Origin of the sequence: Streptomyces sp. NPDC005408 (assembly GCF_040606445.1) — a bacterium.
Taxonomy (GTDB): Bacteria; Actinomycetota; Actinomycetes; order Streptomycetales; family Streptomycetaceae; genus Streptomyces.
The window spans coordinates 228,872-250,590 of sequence record NZ_JBEXEX010000003.1 but is presented as its reverse complement, the minus strand read 5'-3'; the positions used below and the strand labels follow the sequence as shown (position 1 = coordinate 250,590).

The window sequence follows — 21,719 nt, the reverse complement described above, 5'->3', positions numbered from 1 at the left end:
ATGCACGCGCCGCAGGACTACACCCGCCCGACACTCCGAAATGCGTAGGTATGGCAGCTTGTATGGAGCATTACTCATAGACAGTACGAACTGTATGGATCAGCGACGCCGACGAGTGCGGCTGGTCCGGGCGGCCTTGGCCCGCTTCGCCGCGAAGCGCACTCCGCCCGGGCTCTCCCCGACCTCCACACGCACCACCGTGGACAGTGGATCGACAATCCCCTCACCGACGTGCAGCACCGAGGTTTCCACAACACCGAGCTTGCTCAGGGCGGCACGCGCCCCCTGAATCTCCTCCTCGGCCGTGTCGCCCTTGAGCGCCAGCATCTCTCCGTACGGGCGCAGCAAGGGCACTCCCCAGCCCGCCAGCCGGTCCAGCGGCGCCACGGCGCGCGCCGTCACCACATGCACCGGAGGAAGCGTGCCCAGCACCTCCTCGGCCCGGCCCCGGACCACGGTCACATGGTCCAGGCCCAGCAATTCGACGACTTCCTGGAGGAAGTTCGTGCGGCGCAGGAGCGGTTCAAGGAGCGTGATCTTCAGATCCGGGCGTACGAGCGCCAGCGGAATGCCCGGAAGACCGGCCCCCGAGCCCACATCGCAGACCGTGACACCCTCCGGCACGACCTCGGAGAGCACCGCGCAGTTCAGCAGATGCCGTTCCCACAGCCGCGGCACCTCGCGGGGACCGATCAGTCCACGCTTCACTCCGGTGTCCGCGAGCAGCTCCGCGTACCGCACGGCCTCCGGAAAGAGCTCTCCGAAAACCGTCCGAGCCTCTTCGGGCGCCTGGGGAAGCTCTGCTGCCTCCGTCACGGGAACCGTCCTTCCGTACCGCACTGTCGCACTGTGGACTGTGGTGGCTGACTATCAGGCTGACAAAGATCGGCCCCGCCTGCGAACAGACGGGGCCGATGGAACGATGGAGGTCAAGCGGGGAGTACGACGACGAAGCGCTGCGGCTCCTCGCCCTCGGACTCGCTGCGAAGACCCGCGGCCGCGACCGCGTCGTGGACGACCTTGCGCTCGAAGGGCGTCATCGGGTTCAGCTTCACTGGCTCACCGGTGCTCTTCACCTCGTCGGCGGTCTTGGCGCCGAGCTCGGCGAGCTCCGTGCGCTTCTTGGCCCGGAAGCCCGCGATGTCCAGCATCAGCCGGCTGCGGTCCCCGGTCTCTCGGTGCACAGCGAGTCGCGTGAGCTCCTGGAGCGCCTCCAGGACCTCACCGTCACGACCCACAAGCTTCTGCAGATCCCGGCTGTTCGCGTCACTGATGATCGAGACCGCGGCCCGGTCGGCCTCGACGTCCATGTCGATGTCACCGTCGAGATCGGCGATGTCGAGCAGACCCTCGAGGTAGTCGGCCGCGATCTCCCCTTCCTGCTCGAGGCGGTTCAGGGTGTCGCCACCCTCGGCGGCAGCGGAGATGGTGCCTTCCGTCACGGATGGACTCCTTCTTACTTCTTGGACGAGGGATGCTTGGGCCGCTGCTGGCCCTTGCGCTGCCCGGACTTGGGCTGCTGGCGTGGGGAGCCCGGGGCGGGCTTGGCGTCGCCCCCGGCAGGAGTGTCCTTCTGCAGAGAGGGCTTCGAGGCCGTGTCGTCGGCATCGGTGCTCTTGGCCGCGCCCTGCTGGGCAGCGGCGGACTGACGCTTCGCCTTGGTCTGGCGCTTGGGCTGCTGCCGCTTCTGAGCGGCGCCGCCCTCGGCCTCGGCCACTGCGGCATCGCTCTTGGCCACCGTGCCGTCGGCCTCAGCGGCGAAGCCGGCCTTGGCGAGGCCCGTGATGAACCGGCGCTCGTTCTCGTTGCGGTCCGGGCCCTTGGCCACGATCGCCTGAATCACGTTGCGCTTCCGACGTGCCTTGACCTCGCCGTGGACGGTCACGGTCTTCAGCAGCCGCTGCAGATAGTGGTCCTGGGCCTTGCTGCCGGGCGTCGGGTTCTGGTTGATCACGTACATCTGCTGGCCCATGGTCCACACGTTGGTGGTCAGCCAGTAGACGAGGACGCCGACGGGGAAGTTGATACCCATCACGGCGAAGATGACCGGGAAGATGTACATCAGCATCTTCTGCTGCTGCATGTACGGCGTCTTGACCGTCAGGTCGACGTTCTTCTGCATCAGCTGGCGCTGCGTGTAGAACTGCGACGCCGACATCATCACGATCATGATCGCGGTGACGACCCGCACATCCGTGAGCGAGGCGCCGAGAGCAGCGACCTTCTCCGTGCTGTCGGTGAACTTCGACGCAAGAGGAGCCCCGAAGATGTGGGCCTGACGCGCGCTGTCCAGAAGCGATTCGTTGATGACGCCGATGGTGTGGCCCGAGGCGATGCTGGAGAGCACGCGGTACAGGGCGAAGAAGAACGGCGACTGCGCGAGGATCGGCAGGCACGAGGAGAGCGGGTTGGTACCCGTCTCCTTGTACAGCTTCATCATCTCTTCGGACTGACGCTGCTTGTCGCTCTTGTAGCGCTCCTGGATCGCCTTCATCTTCGGCTGGAGCGCCTGCATGTTCCGGGTCGACTTGATCTGCTTCACAAAGAGCGGGATCAGACAGATCCGGATGAGGATCACCAGCGACACGATGGACAGTCCCCAGGCCCAGCCCGTGTTGGGACCGAAGATCGCCCCGTAGACCGTGTGGAACTGGACGATGACCCACGAAACAGGTGTGGTGATAAAGCTGAAGAGACTGGCAATCGTGTCCACTAATCAGGCTCCTTGAACATTCGGCGAGGCCTCTGATGCCGGATTCGGGGGTTCGGGGGCCGACCCCCGGGGAGGCACATCGGCGGCGGAGTGCCCGCCCTTGCTGCCACGCAAGGCATCACGCAGCATTTCGTGCCACCGCGGACGCTTGCGCGGCGGCACATGGTCCACGCCACCCGGCGACCATGGATTGCATCGCAGGATGCGCCAGGCGGTCAGCACCGTGCCCTTGACCGCGCCGTGCCGGTCGATGGCCGTATATCCGTAGTGAGAACACGACGGGTAGTACCGGCAGACGGGCCCCAGCAGCGGGCTGATCGTCCACTGGTACAGCTTGATAAGAGCCAGCAGTGGGTACTTCATCGCGCGCCCCCTCCCAGCAGCCGCTGGAGGGCGGCATCCAGGTCTCGGGCCAGCTGTTCATAAGAAGCGTCGCCCGCACCGGGCAGCGCCCGTACGACCACCAGGCTACCGGGGGGCAGCTCGGCGAGTCGTTCGCGTATGAGGTGGCGCAGTCTCCGCTTGACCTTGTTGCGTACGACCGCACCGCCCACTGCCTTGCTCACGACGAAACCCGCACACGTCGGGGGAGCGCTCTCCCCAGGCGCGTGCGGGTCCGTTGCACCGCTGCTTAGGTGGACGACGAGGAGCGGGCGACCGGCCCTGCGTCCTCGGCGTACCGCGGTCGCGAAGTCCTCGCGCCGCCTCAGCCGATTCTCGGTAGGCAGCACGTCATGACCTGTAAGTGATCAGGCGGACAGGCTGGCGCGACCCTTGCCACGGCGGTTCGCGAGAATCGCGCGGCCGGCACGGGTACGCATCCGCAGGCGGAAGCCGTGGGTCTTCGCGCGACGACGGTTGTTCGGCTGGAAGGTGCGCTTGCTCACTCGGGGGCTCCAGAAATGATTCGTAGATGGCGGGACATCGCCTGGCTGTCACCGTGCGCCCACGAGTAGCTCGCGATTACGCCCGAGTGCACCGCTTCACGATCACAGACCGTGATCTTTGCCCATCGGAGGCAGGCGGCAGCAGCCATCGACAACTCGACCTGGTTACGGTACGCGCGGCTACGCCATCCGGTCAAACCAGGCTCAGGCCGTGGTCCACTGTGCACAGGCTGTGGACAACAACTTGAACCGCTGGGGTCGCCCTGACTACCGTGGCTGAACTCGAATTCCTTTCCTGCCTGTCTTCCCATCCCGTCCCGAGAACCACACATTCGTGGGACCTGCGAGAGAGCGTGCCTTGTGGCTGACGTACCTGCCGATCTTGCCGCAGTGTGGCCACGAGTGCTGGAACAGCTCCTCGCAGAGGGCCAGCAGGGCATCGAGCCCAAGGACAAACAGTGGATCGAACGATGCCAGCCACTCGCATTGGTGGCCGACACCGCGCTCCTTGCCGTCCCCAATGAATGGGGCAAGCGTGTTCTTGAGGGCCGGCTCGCCCCGCTGATCAGCGAGACCCTCAGCCGCGAGTGCGGCCGCCCGATCCGGATCGCCATCACGGTGGACGACTCCGTGGGCGAGCCCCCGGCACCCCAGCAGCCCCCCGCTCAGCAGGCGCCCCGCTACCAGGGCCCGCAGCACGACGATCCGCGCGACTCCCGGCAGAGCGATCCTTACGACAGCTATGGGCACCGGCCCGGCGGCGGCGACGGCCTGCCGGATGTCCGCCCCGCCTACCCCGAGTACCAGCAGCAGCGCCCGGAACCCGGTGCCTGGCCCCGTACGCAGGAGGATCTGTCCTGGCAGCAGCCACGGCTCGGGGGCTTCCAGGACCGCGACCCCGCTGCGGATCAGTGGCGTGAGCCGTACGCCACCGCCCGGCCGCGTCAGCCCCAGCACGACTACCGGCAGCCGCAGTCGCCCGAGCGCCAGCCGTACGAACAGCAGCGCCCGGAGCGGCACGAGCTGCCCGACCGCCAGACGCCGCGCCGCGGCCCCACAGGCGCGCCCGGACCGCTGGGCGCTCAGCCCTCACCCGCGCCCGGCCCCGGTGAGCCGCACGCCCGGCTGAACCCGAAGTACCTCTTCGACACCTTCGTCATCGGCGCGTCCAACCGGTTCGCACACGCCGCGGCCGTCGCGGTCGCCGAGGCGCCGGCCAAGGCGTACAACCCCCTCTTCATCTACGGGGAGTCGGGGCTCGGCAAGACGCACCTGCTGCATGCCATCGGGCACTACGCGCGCAGCCTCTATCCGGGGACGCGCGTGCGGTATGTGAGCTCGGAGGAGTTCACCAACGAGTTCATCAACTCGATCCGCGACGGCAAGGGCGACACCTTCCGCAAGCGCTACCGCGATGTGGACATCCTGCTGGTCGACGACATCCAGTTCCTGGCGAGCAAGGAGTCGACGCAGGAGGAGTTCTTCCACACCTTCAATACGCTCCACAACGCGAACAAGCAGATCGTGCTCTCCTCGGACCGGCCGCCCAAGCAGCTGATGACGCTGGAGGACCGGCTGAGGAACCGTTTCGAGTGGGGTCTGACCACCGACGTACAGCCGCCGGAGCTGGAGACGCGGATCGCGATTCTGCGCAAGAAGGCGGTCCAGGAGCAGCTCAACGCCCCGCCGGAGGTGCTGGAGTTCATCGCATCCCGCATCTCGCGCAATATCCGTGAGCTGGAGGGCGCGCTGATCCGGGTGACGGCGTTCGCTTCGCTCAACCGGCAGCCGGTGGATCTCGGGCTCACCGAGATCGTGCTGAAGGATCTGATCCCCGGCGGTGAGGACTCGGCCCCCGAGATCACCGCGAGCGCCATCATGGCGGCGACCGCCGACTACTTCGGTCTGACGGTGGAGGATCTCTGCGGATCCTCGCGCAGCCGGGTGCTGGTGACCGCCCGCCAGATCGCGATGTATCTGTGCCGCGAGCTCACTGATCTGTCGCTGCCGAAGATCGGCGCCCAGTTCGGCGGCCGCGACCATACGACCGTGATGCACGCCGACCGCAAGATCCGCGCGCTGATGGCCGAGCGGCGGTCCATCTACAACCAGGTCACCGAGCTCACCAACCGCATCAAGAACGGCTGACGAGACCGGCCTGCGCACAGCACAAGAGGCCTTCGAGGGCGCTCTGGGACCAAGTCCCGGGGCGCCCTTCGGCGTTCCGCACCTGTCCTGCGCATGTCCGGTGTTCGAATACCCGGCGACGGGACGGTGTTCTCCACAGATCTGGGGACGATCTTCCGTCCACAGCCTGGGGACTGGAAAGTTGTCCAGATTGCGTCCACAGGGGCGGTTGCTGAGATTTCATCACGCCAGGTCAGGCGGCTGTGGATTTGTGGCCAACCGTGCTCCACAAGCTGTGGACGCAGAAACAGTCCACAGGGCTTGATCAAAGTTGTCCACCGGCAGCCCACAGGCAGGGCCGCGTTGCCCACAGCTTCTCGCGGCTTCTCCACACCTCTGTCCACTGTTCGGCAACGAAACGCCCGAGCTCACCGGGTCGAGTGAAAGCCGTCACACCAAGGTGGTCGGTTGGGCTGTGGGGAACGTGGGTAAAGCTGGGGACAGCACTGGGGAGAAGTCCCCCCGGTCTGTGCATCGGATGTGCAGAACTTTCGGGCGTCCACAGAAGCACTGGGTTGTCCACCGGTGCCACCCACAGGCCCGGTGGACAAAAAAACGGGTCTGACCTGCACGGATGACGTTATCCACGGTTTCCACAGGCCCTACTACTACTCCCACTTAGAGTTACCGGGGAATTCGCTTCGAAGAAGGCCCTGTGCACAACTCGAGCCCGGAGCTCCCGACACCACTTGCCACGACTTGACCCCGACCCGCACCGACTGTCGGTGCCGTGCGTCAGACTGGTCCCCGGCGACACAGCCGACGACGAAGGCCAGCAAGGGCGAGCCAGCAACAGCAGGAGGCGGTTCCGGTGAAGATCCGGGTGGAGCGCGATGTACTCGCGGAGGCGGTGGCCTGGGTGGCCCGGAGCCTCCCGGCCCGTCCGCCGGCGCCCGTACTCGCGGGCCTTCTTCTGAAGGCGGAGGACGGCGCCCTCAGCTTCTCGAGCTTCGACTACGAGGTCTCGGCACGCGTCTCCGTGGAGGCGGAGGTGGACGAGGACGGCACCGTGCTCGTCTCCGGCCGGCTCCTCGCCGACATCTGCCGCGCTCTCCCCAACCGGCCGGTGGAGATTTCCACAGACGGTGTACGGGCGACCGTGGTCTGCGGCTCCTCGCGATTCACACTCCACACCCTGCCTGTGGAGGAGTACCCGGCGCTGCCGCAGATGCCGACCGCGACCGGCACCGTGCCCGGTGAGGTCTTCGCCTCCGCCGCCGCGCAGGTCGCCATCGCCGCCGGCCGCGACGACACCCTCCCCGTCCTCACCGGCGTACGCATCGAGATCGAGGGCGACACCGTCACGCTGGCCTCCACCGACCGCTACCGCTTCGCGGTCCGCGAGTTCCTGTGGAAGCCGGAGAACCCGGAGGCGTCCGCCGTCGCGCTGGTGCCCGCCAAGACGCTGCTGGACACCGCCAAGGCGCTGACCAGCGGTGACACGGTCACGCTTGCGCTCTCCGGCTCGGGTGCCGGCGAGGGGCTCATCGGTTTCGAGGGCGCCGGACGGCGGACCACGACCCGGCTGCTCGAAGGCGATCTGCCGAAGTACCGGACGCTGTTCCCCACCGAGTTCAACTCGGTCGCAGTCATCGAGACCGCGCCCTTCGTCGAGGCCGTGAAGCGTGTCGCGCTGGTCGCCGAGCGGAACACCCCCGTCCGGCTCAGCTTCGAGCAGGGCGTGCTGATCCTGGAGGCCGGTTCCAGCGACGATGCACAGGCTGTGGAGCGCGTCGACGCGAACCTGGAGGGCGACGACATCTCGATCGCCTTCAACCCGACCTTCCTGCTCGACGGCCTGAGTGCCATCGACTCGCCGGTCGCCCAGCTGTCGTTCACCACCTCCACCAAGCCGGCGCTGCTGAGCGGCAAGCCCGCTGTGGATGCCGAGGCTGACGAGGCGTACAAGTACCTGATCATGCCCGTGCGGCTGTCCGGCTGAGACGGCGAAAACGGCCGAACGACTGATCCTGACGGGCCTGCTCACGCCCGAGCAGGCCCGTCAGGCCGTCCGTACCGGCCGGGCGTAGGCTCGGAGCCGGGTACGAATCGGCATACAAACGCGTAAGGAATCACTGATGGAGCTCGGTCTCGTCGGCCTTGGCAAGATGGGCGGCAATATGCGCGAGCGCATCCGCCGCGCAGGCCACACCGTCCTCGGCTACGACCGCAACCCGGACCTCGCAGATGTCCACAGCCTGGGCGAGCTTGTGGGCAAGCTCAAGGGCCCGCGGGTCGTGTGGGTGATGGTCCCGGCCGGTGCCGCGACCCAGTCCACGATCGACGAGCTGGCCGAGCTGCTGGAGCCGGGCGACGTGGTCGTCGACGGCGGCAACTCCCGCTGGACGGACGACGAGAAGCACGCGGTCGAGCTGGGCATCAAGGGCATCGGCTTCGTCGACTGCGGTGTCTCCGGCGGTGTCTGGGGCCTCGAGAACGGCTACGCGCTGATGTACGGCGGCCACGCCGAGCATGTCGCGAAGGTCCAGCCGGTCTTCGACGCGCTCAAGCCCGAGGGCGAGTTCGGCTCGGTCCACGCGGGCAAGGTCGGCGCCGGCCACTTCGCGAAGATGGTCCACAACGGCATCGAGTACGCCATGATGCAGGCCTACGCCGAGGGCTGGGAGCTCCTGGAGAAGGTCAACTCGGTCACCGACGTACGCGAGGTGTTCCGCTCCTGGCAGGAGGGCACGGTCATCCGTTCCTGGCTGCTCGACCTGGCGGTCAACGCGCTGGACGACGACGAGCACCTGGAGAAGCTGCGCGGTTATGCACAGGACTCCGGCGAGGGCCGGTGGACTGTGGAAGCCGCGATCGACAACGCGGTGCCGCTGCCCGCCATCACGGCGTCGCTGTTCGCCCGCTTCGCGTCCCGTCAGGACGACTCCCCGCAGATGAAGATGATCGCGGCGCTGCGCAACCAGTTCGGCGGCCACGCGGTCGAGAACAAGAAGTAGTCCCTGAGCCGGGGGAGGTCGGCGTACATCCATGCACGTCACGCATTTGTCGCTGGCCGACTTCCGCTCGTACGCCCGGGTCGAGGTCCCACTCGACCCGGGCGTCACCGTGTTCGTGGGGGCGAACGGGCAGGGGAAGACCAATCTCGTCGAGGCCGTCGGCTATCTCGCCACGCTGGCCAGCCACCGGGTCTCGTCGGATGCGCCGTTGGTGCGCATGGGGGCGGACCGGGCGGTGATCCGGGCGGCCATCACACAGGGCGAGCGCTCGCAGCTGATCGAGCTCGAGCTCAATCCGGGGAAGGCCAACAGGGCCCGTATCAACAGGTCCTCGCAGGTCAGACCGCGTGATGTGCTGGGGATAGTTCGGACTGTGCTGTTCGCGCCGGAGGATCTGGCGCTGGTGAAGGGCGATCCGGGCGAGCGGCGGCGGTTCCTGGACGAGCTGATCACGGCGCGCTCACCGCGGATGGCGGGGGTGCGGTCGGACTACGAGCGGGTGCTCAAGCAGCGCAATACGCTGCTGAAGTCCACGGCCATGGCGCGGCGGCACGGCGGGCGTGGGATGGACCTGTCGACGCTGGACGTGTGGGACCAGCATCTGGCGCGCGCCGGGGCGGAGTTGCTTGCGCAGCGGATGGATCTGATCGCGGCGCTGCAGCCGTTGGCGGACAAGGCGTACGAGCAACTGGCGCCGGGAGGCGGGCCGGTTGCGCTGGAGTACCGTTCCTCCTCCGGTACCGCCGCCGGTGCCGCGGCCGTGGGTGAGGGCTCGGTGCACGGGCGGGAAGCCCTGTGCGAGCAGCTGATCGGCGCGCTGGCCGAGGTGCGCAAGCAGGAGATCGAGCGCGGCGTGACGCTGGTCGGGCCGCACCGCGACGACCTGGTGCTCAAGCTCGGGCAGCTGCCGGCGAAGGGGTACGCCAGCCACGGCGAGTCCTGGTCGTATGCGCTGGCGCTGCGGCTGGCCTCGTACGACCTGCTGCGGGCCGAGGGCAATGAGCCGGTACTGGTCCTCGACGACGTCTTCGCGGAGCTGGACGTGCGACGCCGCGAGCGGCTGGCGGAACTGGTCGCTCCGGGCGAGCAGGTGCTGGTGACGGCGGCGGTCGACGACGACGTGCCGGCGGTCCTTGCGGGGGCGCGGTATCTGGTGGCTGACGGGGTGGTGGAGCGCGTATGAGCGAGGAGCCGAAACAACCGGCCGTGCCGCCGCAGGTGCCCGAGTCGTCGGGCGTAGACCTGGCGCGGGTCGCGCTGCGCGCGGCGAAGGAACAGGCGAAGGCGCGCGGCGCCGCGGCACAGCAGAAGAAGCAGGCCAGGCGGGGCGGCGGGCTGCGCTCGGGCGCGCGGGCGGACGGGCGCGATCCGCTGCCGCTGGGTGCAGCGATCAACCGGCTGATCACCGAGCGCGGCTGGGAGACGCCGGCCGCGGTGGGCGGTGTGATGGGGCGCTGGCCGCAGATCGTGGGCGAGGACCTGGCGAACCACTGTGTTCCGCTGCGGTACGACGAGGACCCGGACGAGCGGGTGCTGACGGTGCAGTGCGACTCGACGGCGTGGGCGACGCAGCTGAGGCTGCTGGCGCCGCGGCTGGTGGCGCGGCTGAACGAGGACCTGGGGCACGGGACGGTGCGGCTGATCAAGGTACTGGGGCCGGGTGGGCCGCAGAGGGGGTACGGGCCGTTGAGGGCGCCGGGAAGTGTGGGGCCGGGCGACACGTACGGGTGAGGCGGGGGTCCCCAGCTCGGCCCCTTCCCGTACCGGAGCTTCGCCCCGGACCCTGCGGGTGCCTGGCGCCGCGCCGGGCCCCGGCGCCGCGCCAGGCACCCGCGCCGACCGCGTCCTGCCCACCGGCCGCCTACCGCTGACCGCGCCCCGCCCACCCCACCAGGCACGCAGCCGCACCCCTCATCCCGTAACGCCCGAAACCCCCCGAGACGTGTGAGGTGTCCCTCACCGTAGCCAGTGGTTGACAGGCCGAAGCGCTCAATGCCCGTGTGAGCCTCCTGAAGCCCCTTCCCGGATATGGGGAGTCGGACCGACATGGTTCAGGGCGGCACGTGAGGACTCAGCTACCGGCAAACCCCCATTCGGGTCGGCGGTACCGGTAGACTGGTGGACAATCCCGCCCACTCGCGGAACATGTCGAACGACGCAGCCGCTCCCGCCTGCCCGGAGAACGGCTTGTGCTGTGCCAGAAAGGGCGCTTCGTGGCCGATTCCGGCAACCCCAACGAGAACATTCCTTCCACTGCTGCCGACGGAAGCGGCGAGTCCGGCTCGTCGTACGACGCCAGCGCGATCACCGTCCTCGAGGGTTTGGACGCGGTCCGCAAGCGGCCTGGCATGTACATCGGCTCGACCGGTGAGCGTGGACTTCATCACCTCGTCCAAGAGGTCGTCGACAACTCCGTTGACGAGGCCCTCGCAGGCCACGCCGACAGGATCGATGTCACGATCCTCGCCGACGGTGGCGTGCGCGTGATCGACAACGGCCGTGGCATCCCGGTGGACATCGTGCCGTCCGAGAACAAGCCCGCCGTCGAGGTCGTACTCACCGTCCTGCACGCGGGCGGCAAGTTCGGCGGCGGCGGCTACGCCGTCTCCGGCGGTCTGCACGGCGTCGGTGTGTCTGTGGTCAATGCCCTGTCGTCCAAGGTCTCCGTCGAGGTCAAGCGTGACGGCTACCGCTGGACGCAGGACTACAAGCTCGGCGTCCCCACCGCCCCCCTCGCGCGGAACGAGGAGGCCGACGAGACCGGCACCACGGTCACGTTCTGGGCCGACCCGGACATCTTCGAGACCACCGAGTACTCCTTCGAGACGCTCGCGCGCCGCTTCCAGGAGATGGCCTTCCTCAACAAGGGCCTCACCCTGACGCTGACGGACGAGCGCGAGTCCGCGAAGGCGACCGTCGGCGCGGACGACCCCGACGCCGAGGCGGCCGAGGAGCCGAAGGCGCGCACCGTCACGTACTTCTACGAGGGCGGCATCGTCGACTTCGTCAAGTACCTCAACTCCCGCAAGGGAGAGCTGATCCACCCGACCGTCATCGACATCGAGGCCGAGGACAAGGAGCGGACGCTCTCGGTCGAGATCGCGATGCAGTGGAACTCGCAGTACACGGAGGGTGTGTACTCCTTCGCGAACACGATCCACACGCATGAGGGCGGTACGCACGAAGAGGGCTTCCGGGCCGCTCTGACCGGCCTGGTCAACCGGTACGCACGCGACAAGAAGCTGCTGCGCGAGAAGGACGACAACCTCTCCGGCGAGGACATCCGCGAGGGTCTGACCGCGATCATCTCGGTCAAGCTGGGAGAGCCGCAGTTCGAGGGCCAGACCAAGACCAAGCTGGGCAACACCGAGGCGAAGACCTTCGTCCAGAAGGTCGTGCACGAGAACCTCACGGACTGGTTCGACCGCAACCCCAACGAGGCCGCGGACATCATCCGCAAGTCCATCCAGGCGCAGACGGCGCGCGTCGCGGCCCGCAAGGCCCGTGACCTGACCCGGCGCAAGGGCCTGCTGGAGTCGGCTTCCCTGCCGGGCAAGCTGAGCGACTGCCAGTCGAACGACCCCACCAAGTGCGAGATCTTCATCGTCGAGGGTGACTCGGCCGGTGGCTCGGCGAAGTCGGGCCGTAACCCGATGTACCAGGCCATCCTGCCCATCCGAGGCAAGATCCTGAACGTCGAGAAGGCGCGGATCGACAAGATCCTGCAGAACACCGAGGTCCAGGCGCTGATCTCGGCCTTCGGTACCGGAGTCCACGAGGACTTCGACATCGAGAAGCTCCGCTATCACAAGATCATCCTGATGGCGGACGCCGACGTCGACGGCCAGCACATCAACACCCTGCTGCTGACCTTCCTCTTCCGCTTCATGCGGCCGCTGGTCGAGGCCGGGCACGTCTACCTCTCGCGCCCGCCGCTCTACAAGATCAAGTGGGGCCGGGACGACTTCGAGTACGCGTACTCGGACCGTGAGCGCGACGCGCTCGTCGAGCTGGGCAAGCAGAACGGCAAGCGGATCAAGGAAGACTCGATCCAGCGCTTCAAGGGTCTCGGCGAGATGAACGCCGAGGAGCTGCGCATCACCACGATGGATGTGGACCACCGCGTTCTCGGCCAGGTCACGCTGGACGACGCCGCGCAGGCCGACGACCTGTTCTCGGTGCTGATGGGCGAGGACGTCGAGGCACGGCGCTCGTTCATCCAGCGCAATGCCAAGGACGTCCGCTTCCTCGACATCTGAGTCGGTCTCAGCTGACCGCACGAAAGGACTGAAGACCAGCAATGGCCGACGAGAACACTCCCGCCACGACTGAAGAAGAAGAGCCGGTACTGCGGATCGAGCCCGTCGGGCTCGAGACGGAGATGCAGCGCTCGTATCTCGACTACGCGATGTCCGTCATCGTCTCGCGTGCGCTGCCCGACGTACGGGACGGTCTCAAGCCCGTCCACCGTCGTGTGCTCTACGCGATGTACGACGGGGGGTACCGGCCCGAGAAGGGCTTCTACAAGTGCGCCCGCGTCGTCGGTGACGTCATGGGTACGTACCACCCGCACGGCGACTCCTCGATCTACGACGCCCTGGTCCGCCTGGCCCAGCCGTGGTCGATGCGGATGCCGCTGGTGGACTCCAACGGCAACTTCGGCTCTCCGGGCAACGACCCGGCCGCCGCCATGCGGTACACCGAGTGCAAGCTGATGCCGCTGTCGATGGAGATGCTCCGGGACATCGACGAGGAGACCGTCGACTTCCAGGACAACTACGACGGCCGCAATCAGGAGCCGACGGTCCTGCCGGCCCGGTTCCCGAACCTGCTGGTCAACGGCTCGGCCGGTATCGCGGTCGGTATGGCCACCAACATTCCGCCGCACAATCTGCGTGAGGTCGCGGCGGGCGCCCAGTGGGCGCTCGAGAACCCCGACGCCACCCATGAGGAACTGCTCGACGCACTCATGGAGCGGATCAAGGGCCCGGACTTCCCGTCCGGTGCGCTGGTCGTGGGCCGCAAGGGCATCGAGGAGGCGTACCGCACCGGTCGTGGCTCCATCACGATGCGCGCGGTCGTCGAGGTCGAGGAGATCCAGAACCGCCAGTGCCTGGTGGTCACGGAGCTTCCGTACCAGACCAACCCGGACAACCTGGCGCAGAAGATCGCCGACCTGGTGAAGGACGGCAAGATCGGCGGCATCGCCGACGTCCGCGACGAGACCTCGTCCCGTACGGGCCAGCGCCTGGTGATCGTGCTCAAGCGCGACGCCGTCGCCAAGGTCGTGCTGAACAACCTGTACAAGCACACCGACCTCCAGACGAACTTCGGCGCGAACATGCTGGCGCTCGTCGACGGTGTGCCGCGCACGCTCTCGCTCGACGCGTTCATCCGCCACTGGGTGCACCACCAGATCGAGGTCATCGTCCGGCGTACGAAGTTCCGCCTGCGCAAGGCGGAGGAGCGGGCGCACATCCTGCGCGGTCTGCTCAAGGCGCTGGACGCGATCGACGAGGTCATCGCGCTGATCCGGCGCAGTGACACGGTCGAGATCGCACGCGAGGGCCTGATGGGCCTGCTGCAGATCGACGAGATCCAAGCCAACGCCATCCTCGAGATGCAGCTGCGCCGACTGGCCGCCCTTGAGCGCCAGAAGATCGTCGCCGAGCACGACGAGCTGCAGGCCAAGATCAATGAGTACAACGCGATCCTGGCCTCGCCCGAGAAGCAGCGCCAGATCGTCAGCGAGGAACTGAACGTCCTCGTCGAGAAGTTCGGCGACGACCGGCGCTCCAAGCTGGTGCCCTTCGACGGTGACATGTCCATCGAGGACCTGATCGCCGAGGAGGACATCGTCGTCACCATCACGCGTGGCGGCTATGTGAAGCGTACGAAGACGGACGACTACCGCTCGCAGAAGCGCGGCGGCAAGGGCGTACGCGGCACGAAGCTGAAGGAAGACGACATCGTCGACCACTTCTTCGTCTCCACGACGCACCACTGGCTGCTGTTCTTCACCAACAAGGGCCGGGTCTACCGCGCCAAGGCCTACGAGCTGCCGGACGCCGGCCGGGACGCGCGCGGTCAGCACGTCGCCAACCTGCTGGCCTTCCAGCCGGATGAGCAGATCGCCGAGATCCTGGCGATCCGCGACTACGACGCCGCTCCGTACCTGGTGCTTGCCACCAAGGGCGGCCTGGTGAAGAAGACCTCGCTCAAGGACTACGACTCGCCCCGATCGGGTGGTGTCATCGCGATCAACCTCCGGGAGACGGAGGACGGCAGCGACGACGAGCTGATCGGCGCCGAGCTGGTCTCGGCGGAGGACGATCTGCTGCTGATCAGCAAGAAGGCTCAGTCGATCCGGTTCACCGCGACCGATGACGCGCTGCGTCCGATGGGACGTGCCACGTCGGGTGTGAAGGGCATGAGTTTCCGTGAGGGAGACGAGCTCCTCTCGATGAATGTGGTGCGGCCCGGTACGTTCGTGTTCACTGCTACTGATGGTGGGTACGCGAAGCGGACCGCCGTCGACGAGTACCGCGTCCAGGGTCGCGGCGGCCTCGGTATCAAGGCCGCCAAGATCGTGGAAGACCGTGGTTCACTCGTGGGCGCGCTGGTGGTCGAGGAGACGGATGAGATCCTCGCCATCACCCTTGGCGGCGGTGTGATTCGTACGCGAGTCAACGAAGTCAGGGAGACGGGCCGTGACACCATGGGCGTCCAACTGATCAACCTGGGCAAGCGCGATGCCGTGGTCGGTATCGCTCGTAACGCCGAGGCAGGCCGCGAGGCCGAAGAGGTCGAAGGGACCGACGAGGTCGAAGGGACCGAATTGGCCGGCGCTGAGGCGGCCGAGGCGGCAGTCGAGGGCAGTGAGTCCTCGGCCGGGGAGCACGAGGAGTAAAGCGTGAGTGGAGCCACGGGCGCCGGATCGGCCGCATCCGGAGCGAACGGTGCCCGTGGCCCTGCCGCGGACTCCCAGGGGGTTACGGTGACGGACACCCGGGGGCCCAAGCCCCCGTACGAGACGTATGGCGGCGAGCAGCCGGCGCCGCAGCAGGCGGCGCAGCCGTACCACCCGCCGCAGGCGTATCCCTCGCCCCATGGCGTGGGCGCTCAGCAGCCGGGTGCCGCTGTACGGCGGCCGCGGACCGGGGCCCGTACGACGCCACGCACGCGCAAGGCACGGCTGCGGGTGGCCAAGGCCGATCCGTGGTCGGTGATGAAGGTCAGCTTCCTGCTCTCCATCGCGCTGGGTATCTGCACGGTGATCGCGGCCGCGGTGCTGTGGATGGTCATGGACGCGATGGGCGTCTTCTCCACGGTCGGCGGGACGATCAGCGAGGCCACCGGCTCGAACGAGAGCAATGGCTTCGACCTTCAGTCGTTCCTGTCGCTGCCGCGGGTGCTCATCTTCACCTCGGTGATCGCGGTGATCGATGTGGTGCTGGCCACAGCGCTGGCCACGCTCGGGGCCTTTATTTACAACCTCTCCGCCGGTTTCGTGGGCGGCGTCGAGCTCACGCTCGCCGAGGACGAGTGAGACAGGACAACCGATTTTGGGACTGGCCCCGACGTGCGCTAATCTTCATGAGTCAGCGCGCAGCGCGGCGGGGCTATAGCTCAGTTGGTTAGAGCGCATCCCTGATAAGGATGAGGCCACAGGTTCAAATCCTGTTAGCCCCACAGTTGTGAATCGGCCCGGACGGAGCTTCTCCGTCCGGGCCGATCGCTTTGTCCGGGGCCGGAGTTAGGGTGTGCGGAGGTCGTACGCAGGTCACCGATCGGTATCGGTCGGTGTGTATAGTCGGGCGCCAGAAGTCCTCATACGTCAAGGAAAGACGAGGTCGCGCGGTGAAGAAGCTTCTCCTGGTCGCACTGGCCGCCATCGGCGGGCTCCTCGTGTACCGCCAGATCCAGGCGGATCGCGCCGAGCAGGATCTGTGGACGGAGGCGACCGACTCCGTGCCCGCAGGTTCGGGTGTGTGAGACGCAGCAGTCTTGAATCCACTGAGCCCCGGTCGCTGAAGCGGCCGGGGCTTCGTGCTGCCTGCCTTTTTCCGGCTGCCCGTTGCCCGTAGCGGGACCGTGACAATCCCGGCCTTGAGTTCACCCGAGCAAATTATTAGCTTGCAAGAGCAAACTCGGGGGATTCGGGAGGGGAACACGGGTGAAGGCACCACTGGGCCGCCGCGCGACGGCGGCTGCGATCGGCGGGGCACTGCTCGCCCTGGTGGCGGGACCGCTGCCGGGTGCGAGCGCCGCCGGTCGGACAGGGCAGGCCGGGCGGGCTGTGCAGGCCGCGGAGGCGGACACTCCGGACGGGAAGAGCGGCCTGGTGATGGTCCTCGACTCCTCCGGCTCCATGGCCGACGACGACGGCACCGGACAGACGCGGATGGCTTCCGCCCGCGCTGCCGTGGGGACCGTCGTGGACGCCCTCCCCGACGGCTTTCCCACCGGACTGCGCGTCTATGGCGCCGACGAGCCCAAGGGCTGCACCGACACCCGCCTGGTGAAGACTGTCGAGCCGCTGGACCGCGCGGGCATCAAGCAGGCCGTGGCAGCCGTGCAGCCCAAGGGCGACACCCCCATCGGCCTCTCGCTGAAGAAGGCCGCTGCCGATCTCCCCAAGCCCGCGAGCGGCACCATCGGGACGCGCACGATCCTGCTGATCTCGGACGGCGAGGACAACTGTGGCTCCCCGCAGCCCTGCGAGGTTGCCGAGCAGCTCTCCCAGCAGGGCGTGGGACTCCGCATCGACACGGTCGGCTTCCAGGTGAGGAGTGCGGCACGGCAGCAGCTGGAGTGCGTCGCGAAGACGGGCGTCGGGCGCTACTACGACGCGCCCGACGCCAAGGCACTCGCCCGCCAGCTGCAGCGCTCGGCCCAGCTGTCGGCCGACGGATACCGCTTCAGCGGCAGGCCGGTCGAGGGTGCGCTGCGGCGGGACGCAGCACCCGCTCTCGTACCGGGGCAGTATCTGGACACGATCGGCCCGGGCGAGAAGCGGTACTACGCCGTCGACCTGGACGCTGAATCCACTGTGGACTTTTCGGCGACGGCGGTGCCTCAGCCGGGGGCTGCTGTGGACACCTTGGACGTCCTGCGTACAAGCATTGCGTACGGCACTGACAGTGCGTGTGAGACCAGCACCGAGCACTTCTTCCAGAAGGAGGGGGCGACGCCGCTGACCTCGGCGGTTGCCCGGATTCCCAGCGAGAAGGGGACCGGCGGCTGCGACAGGGCGGGCCGGTACTGGCTGGTTGTCGAGCGGCAGAGCAAGAAGGGCTCGGACGCGGCGCGCTGGCCGCTGGAGCTGACGTACGCGACCGAGAGGCCGCTGCCCAAGGGCGTGACGCCGGCCCAGTCGCAGCCGGAGTACGGCGCCGGCGACAAGGACGCCCGGCTGCCGACCGGGGACCCGCGCGATGTCACGGGCGGTACCGGCTTCAACGACGCCCAGCAGATCGGGCAGGGCGTGTGGCGGGACAAGGTGCTGCCGTCGCAGACGCTCTGGTACCGGGTGCCGGTCGGCTGGGGACAGCAGCTGCGGTACGACGTGGAGTTCGCCAACGAGCCGACCGTGGACGGCTCGTCCTCCGTGTGGTCCTACGGCGCCACCCAGGTCTTTACGCCGGGACGGGCCCCTGTCGGCGGCGGCACCGGCGAGTTCAACCCGCAGACCGTCTACAACGGACGGCCTACGGCACTGGAGATGGGCACCGTGCCGGTCGCCTGGACCAACCGCCACGAGTCGAACCCCAATGTCGTTCCTGTGCACAGCAAGGGCGCCTTCTACATCGCCGTCACGCTGGGCGCGAAGGCCGCCGAGATCGCCGAGAACCCCCAGATCGGTGTGGTGTTGAGGGTGGCCGTGATGGGTGACGAACTGTCCGGGCCGCAGCACGACGCACCTTCGCCGGCGAAGAAGGCGGACAAGCAGGGTGATTCGGCCGCCCGCGAAGACAGCGAAGCGGCTGCCGGGGCAGGATGGTCCGGCACCGCGACCGCCGCGGCGGCCGGCTGCGCGGTCGTCCTGATCGTGGGCCTGGTGCTCGTACTCGTACGGCGGACAAGGAGAAGCGCGTGAAGAGGCAGCGCGGCACGGGCCGGGTGACGCTGGCGGCCATGGCGGCGATGTGCGCTGTGGCGGCGCTGCCCGGGCAGGCGTGGGCGGCCGGCGAGCCCAATCCGTACGCCTTCGACAGCGAGGCCAAGGCCATCAAGGGCAGGGCGGTCAACAGCGACGGGCCGCCCCTGATGGCCGGATCGACGTACAAGGACACGATCAAGCCCGGCGAGAAGCGCTACTACCGGGTCGATCTCGACGCCAAGACCAATGCGTACGTCTCGGCCGTGGCCGTCCCCAAGCTGGCGACGAAGGTCTCCTACGCGGACAAGCTGTCGGTGAGCATCGAGGACCGGTCGGGCTCCAAGTGCGGTGAGGACGACGCCCAGTTCGGCTCTGTCTCGTACGCAAGGCCGGTCGCCGCGTACGCCGACCGCACGATCAAAAAGGACAGCAACAGCTGCCAGGAGGCGGGTGCGTACTACGTGCTCCTCGAGCGGAAGAGCGACGATACGTCGACGCCCGAGCCGTGGGCCGTGGAGATCCGTTACGCCTCCGAGCCCGGGCTGAAGTCCGCCGCACCCACCGCTCCGCCCGAGAGCTGGCCGTCCGCCTCCCCTGCGGCGCCGGGCGGGGGCCCCGCGAAGCGGCACGGCGGCACCAGCTTCACCGATGCCACCGGCCTGAAGGAGGGCGAGTGGCAGGACAAGATCATCCCTGGCCAGACGCTCTTCTACCGGGTGCCGGTCGACTGGGGACAGCAGCTCTTCGCCAGCGCCGACCTCGGCACGAGCGCGGCGCCCGACAGCGCGAAGAGCGTCAGCACTGCCCTTGTGCTGTCCCTGCACAACCCGGCCCGTGGGTACGTCGACGAGAAGTCGAGCGTGTACTACGACGGCAAGCAGAAGTCGCTCGCGCTGGATCCGCTGCCGCCGGTGGCGTACGAGAACCGGTACGACTCCACCAGCTCCACCAGCGCCATGCGGTTCGCGGGTTGGTACTACCTCTCGGCCACGCTCAACCCGGAGGTCGGCAAGGAGTACGGCAACAAGCCGATTCCGCTGACCCTGCGCGTCAACGTCGAGGGCGAGATGGAGGGCCGCCCGGCGTACGCGGGGCCCGCAGGGGACTTCGAGGTCACGAAGGACGACCAGGAGGCGGCGGACAGCGGGAAGAGCGCGCCGGAGGCCGCGAAGAGCGACACGATGCAGCTGGTCGCCGCTGCGGGGATCGGTGCGGGGACCGTGCTCGTGCTGGGGCTCGGCGCGTGGACGCTGCTCGCGCGGCGGCGCACGACCGGGGTTCCGCTGCAGGGACCTGCTCCGGTGGCCGACGCTGCCGCTCCGTTCCCCGCACAGGGACCGGTGCAGGGGCCCGTGCAGGGGCAGCTTCCCGGGCAGGTGCCTGGTGGGTACGGTGCCCCGGGTCAGGTTCCGGGTCAGGTTCCGGGCCAGGCGCCGGGCCAGGCGCCCGGCCAGTACGGGCCGCCGCCCACCTGGTAGTTCAGGGCGCCGCGGGGTTCAGGCCTGGGTCAGCGCCCAGATGCCGACCGCGAAGCAGAGCAGCGCGACAAGCAGCACCGGGACCGCAACCTTCGGGGGCGGTCCCGGTCGTTTGCGGGCCGCTGTCGGAATCGGTGCGTGCGAGTGCGGAACCTGGGGGCTCTGAGCGGTGTAAGCACGAGTAAGAGCTTGTTCGTACTGCACCGGGGCGGTCGGAGCGGTCTGGGACTGCGAGAACTGCTCGTGCGCGGGGACATGAAGGGGGGAAGCGCTGTGCGCTGGTACGGGAGTGGGGGTGGGAGTCGGCGTTGGCGTTGGCGTCGGCTCCGAGGCCGCCGGCATGGGGGGAGGAGTGGACGGCTGGGCCGTGTAAGGGAGTTGGGCGGGCTGCTGCTGCGGTGGCGGGGCCAGATGGAAGCTGCCCGTCTGCGACTGCGGAAGCGACTGCTGTACGCGGGGTACGGGAGCCTGGCCGGCCTGTGCGGCCGGCTCGGGGTCCGTGGCGGGGCCGCTCGGGCCGAATCCGGCGGGGAGCGGACCGATCTGGTCGAAGATCTCGACGGGCTCGTCGTCGGCGCCGGGCTCCGGAAGCATTTCGACGGCCGCCGTGAGCGCCTTGCGCGCGCCCGTGGCGGTGCGGAACCGGGCCTGCGGATCGGGCTGCAGCAGACCGGCGAGTACCTGCCACAGCGGTTCCGGGATGCCCTGGGGAGCGCCGGGAGTGCCGATGTTGGCGAAGTGCTCGACCAGCGCCCGGGAGTCGGGCTTCTGGCCCTGGAGCAGATAGAGCGCGACCAGGCCGACCGCGAAGAGATCCGCCGGGAAGTCCGGCTCCGCGCCCATCATCTGCTCGGGCGCGAAGTAACCGGGCGTGCCCACCACATAGTTGGTCTCGGTCAGCCGCGGCTCGCCCTTGCGCATCGAGATCCCGAAGTCGGACAGCCGCAGATGCGGCCGCCCGGTCCCGGTGGCCTCCATCAGGATGTTCGCCGGCTTGATGTCGCGGTGCACGACCCCCTCCGCGTGCACCGCGGCCAGACCGGACAGCAGCTGATCGAGCAGCGTGCACACAAAACGGGGCGGCAGCGGGCCGTAGTCGCCGATGACATGCGCCAGCGACCCGCCGCTGACCAGATCCATGGTGAACAGCACCTTGTCGTCGTCCGCGGCCCAGCTGGCCGGGGCGAGGACATGGGGATGATCGATCCGCAGGGCCTGCTCGCGGACGAAGCGCAGCAGGGTGTGCGCATCGCTCTGCTGCAGCACCTTGGCCGCCACATAGCGACGGCGCCGCTGGTCCCATGCGCGCCAGACCGCCCCGACACCGCCGCGACCGATCGGGTCGATCAGTTCGTACCGACCAGCGAAGACCTCACCCATTGCGCTGCGCCCGCT

The 21,719-nt window shown here is 68.1% G+C and carries 18 protein-coding genes and 1 tRNA gene; 12 read left to right on the top strand and 7 right to left on the bottom strand.

The window, feature by feature from the left end:
- Positions 1–99 precede the first annotated feature (99 nt).
- The 6 genes from rsmG to rpmH all read right to left on the bottom strand — a co-directional run bounded on the left by rsmG (position 100) and on the right by rpmH (position 3,600).
- Complete coding sequence (gene rsmG / locus ABZS64_RS05110; protein WP_355823267.1) at positions 100–816, bottom strand: 16S rRNA (guanine(527)-N(7))-methyltransferase RsmG; 717 nt, start codon at positions 814–816, stop codon at positions 100–102.
- 113 nt (positions 817–929) lie between these two features.
- Positions 930–1,442: a R3H domain-containing nucleic acid-binding protein gene (locus ABZS64_RS05105; RefSeq protein WP_355823264.1), complete on the bottom strand. Its 513-nt coding sequence runs from the start codon at positions 1,440–1,442 to the stop codon at positions 930–932.
- A 14-nt stretch (positions 1,443–1,456) separates the two neighbouring features.
- A complete protein-coding gene (gene yidC / locus ABZS64_RS05100) occupies positions 1,457–2,713 on the bottom strand; it encodes a membrane protein insertase YidC (RefSeq protein WP_355823261.1) in 1,257 nt (418 codons plus the stop codon).
- A 3-nt stretch (positions 2,714–2,716) separates the two neighbouring features.
- Positions 2,717–3,076, bottom strand: a complete 360-nt coding sequence (gene yidD / locus ABZS64_RS05095) for a membrane protein insertion efficiency factor YidD (protein ID WP_355823258.1) — start codon at positions 3,074–3,076, stop codon at positions 2,717–2,719.
- On the bottom strand, positions 3,073–3,444 hold the full coding sequence (gene rnpA / locus ABZS64_RS05090; RefSeq protein ID WP_355823255.1) for a ribonuclease P protein component: 372 nt from the start codon (positions 3,442–3,444) through the stop codon (positions 3,073–3,075). Before rnpA ends, yidD begins: the two co-directional genes overlap by 4 nt.
- Positions 3,445–3,462: 18 nt before the next feature.
- Positions 3,463–3,600 (bottom strand): 50S ribosomal protein L34, encoded by a 138-nt coding sequence (gene rpmH, locus ABZS64_RS05085; RefSeq protein WP_006381191.1) that lies wholly within the window; start codon positions 3,598–3,600, stop codon positions 3,463–3,465.
- Between the two features lie 360 nt (positions 3,601–3,960).
- Between rpmH and dnaA the strand changes: the two genes are divergently transcribed.
- From dnaA to ABZS64_RS05025, 12 genes are all read left to right on the top strand, one after another.
- The gene (gene dnaA / locus ABZS64_RS05080; RefSeq protein WP_355823252.1) at positions 3,961–5,748 is read left to right on the top strand and encodes a chromosomal replication initiator protein DnaA; all 1,788 of its coding nucleotides are present in this window, start codon (positions 3,961–3,963) and stop codon (positions 5,746–5,748) included.
- An 850-nt stretch (positions 5,749–6,598) separates the two neighbouring features.
- On the top strand, positions 6,599–7,729 hold the full coding sequence (dnaN, locus tag ABZS64_RS05075) for a DNA polymerase III subunit beta (protein WP_355823249.1): 1,131 nt from the start codon (positions 6,599–6,601) through the stop codon (positions 7,727–7,729).
- Between the two features lie 136 nt (positions 7,730–7,865).
- Complete coding sequence (gene gnd, locus ABZS64_RS05070) at positions 7,866–8,744, top strand: phosphogluconate dehydrogenase (NAD(+)-dependent, decarboxylating) (protein ID WP_324975316.1); 879 nt, start codon at positions 7,866–7,868, stop codon at positions 8,742–8,744.
- A gap of 31 nt (positions 8,745–8,775) precedes the next feature.
- The gene (gene recF / locus ABZS64_RS05065; RefSeq protein WP_355823245.1) at positions 8,776–9,927 is read left to right on the top strand and encodes a DNA replication/repair protein RecF; all 1,152 of its coding nucleotides are present in this window, start codon (positions 8,776–8,778) and stop codon (positions 9,925–9,927) included.
- A complete protein-coding gene (locus ABZS64_RS05060) occupies positions 9,924–10,475 on the top strand; it encodes a DciA family protein (RefSeq protein ID WP_355823243.1) in 552 nt (183 codons plus the stop codon). Before recF ends, ABZS64_RS05060 begins: the two co-directional genes overlap by 4 nt.
- A gap of 458 nt (positions 10,476–10,933) precedes the next feature.
- The gene (gene gyrB, locus ABZS64_RS05055) at positions 10,934–13,003 is read left to right on the top strand and encodes a DNA topoisomerase (ATP-hydrolyzing) subunit B (protein ID WP_355823241.1); all 2,070 of its coding nucleotides are present in this window, start codon (positions 10,934–10,936) and stop codon (positions 13,001–13,003) included.
- Positions 13,004–13,044: 41 nt separating this feature from the next.
- Positions 13,045–15,654, top strand: coding sequence for a DNA gyrase subunit A (gene gyrA / locus ABZS64_RS05050; protein WP_355823238.1), 2,610 nt, complete (start codon positions 13,045–13,047; stop codon positions 15,652–15,654).
- Between the two features lie 87 nt (positions 15,655–15,741).
- Positions 15,742–16,293 carry a DUF3566 domain-containing protein gene (locus tag ABZS64_RS05045; RefSeq protein WP_355823439.1) on the top strand — a complete coding sequence of 184 codons (552 nt, stop codon included), beginning with the start codon at positions 15,742–15,744 and terminating at the stop codon, positions 16,291–16,293.
- Positions 16,294–16,362: 69 nt separating this feature from the next.
- Positions 16,363–16,436: transfer RNA gene (locus ABZS64_RS05040), tRNA-Ile, on the top strand.
- 168 nt (positions 16,437–16,604) lie between these two features.
- Complete coding sequence (locus ABZS64_RS05035) at positions 16,605–16,739, top strand: DLW-39 family protein (RefSeq protein WP_003958712.1); 135 nt, start codon at positions 16,605–16,607, stop codon at positions 16,737–16,739.
- A gap of 181 nt (positions 16,740–16,920) precedes the next feature.
- Positions 16,921–18,843, top strand: coding sequence for a VWA domain-containing protein (locus ABZS64_RS05030; protein WP_355823235.1), 1,923 nt, complete (start codon positions 16,921–16,923; stop codon positions 18,841–18,843).
- Complete coding sequence (locus ABZS64_RS05025; RefSeq protein WP_355823233.1) at positions 18,840–20,324, top strand: hypothetical protein; 1,485 nt, start codon at positions 18,840–18,842, stop codon at positions 20,322–20,324. Before ABZS64_RS05030 ends, ABZS64_RS05025 begins: the two co-directional genes overlap by 4 nt.
- An 18-nt stretch (positions 20,325–20,342) precedes the next feature.
- On the opposite strand, the gene ABZS64_RS05020 is transcribed toward ABZS64_RS05025, so the two are convergent.
- A complete protein-coding gene (locus ABZS64_RS05020) occupies positions 20,343–21,704 on the bottom strand; it encodes a protein kinase (RefSeq protein ID WP_355823230.1) in 1,362 nt (453 codons plus the stop codon).
- Between the last annotated feature and the right edge of the window lie 15 nt (positions 21,705–21,719).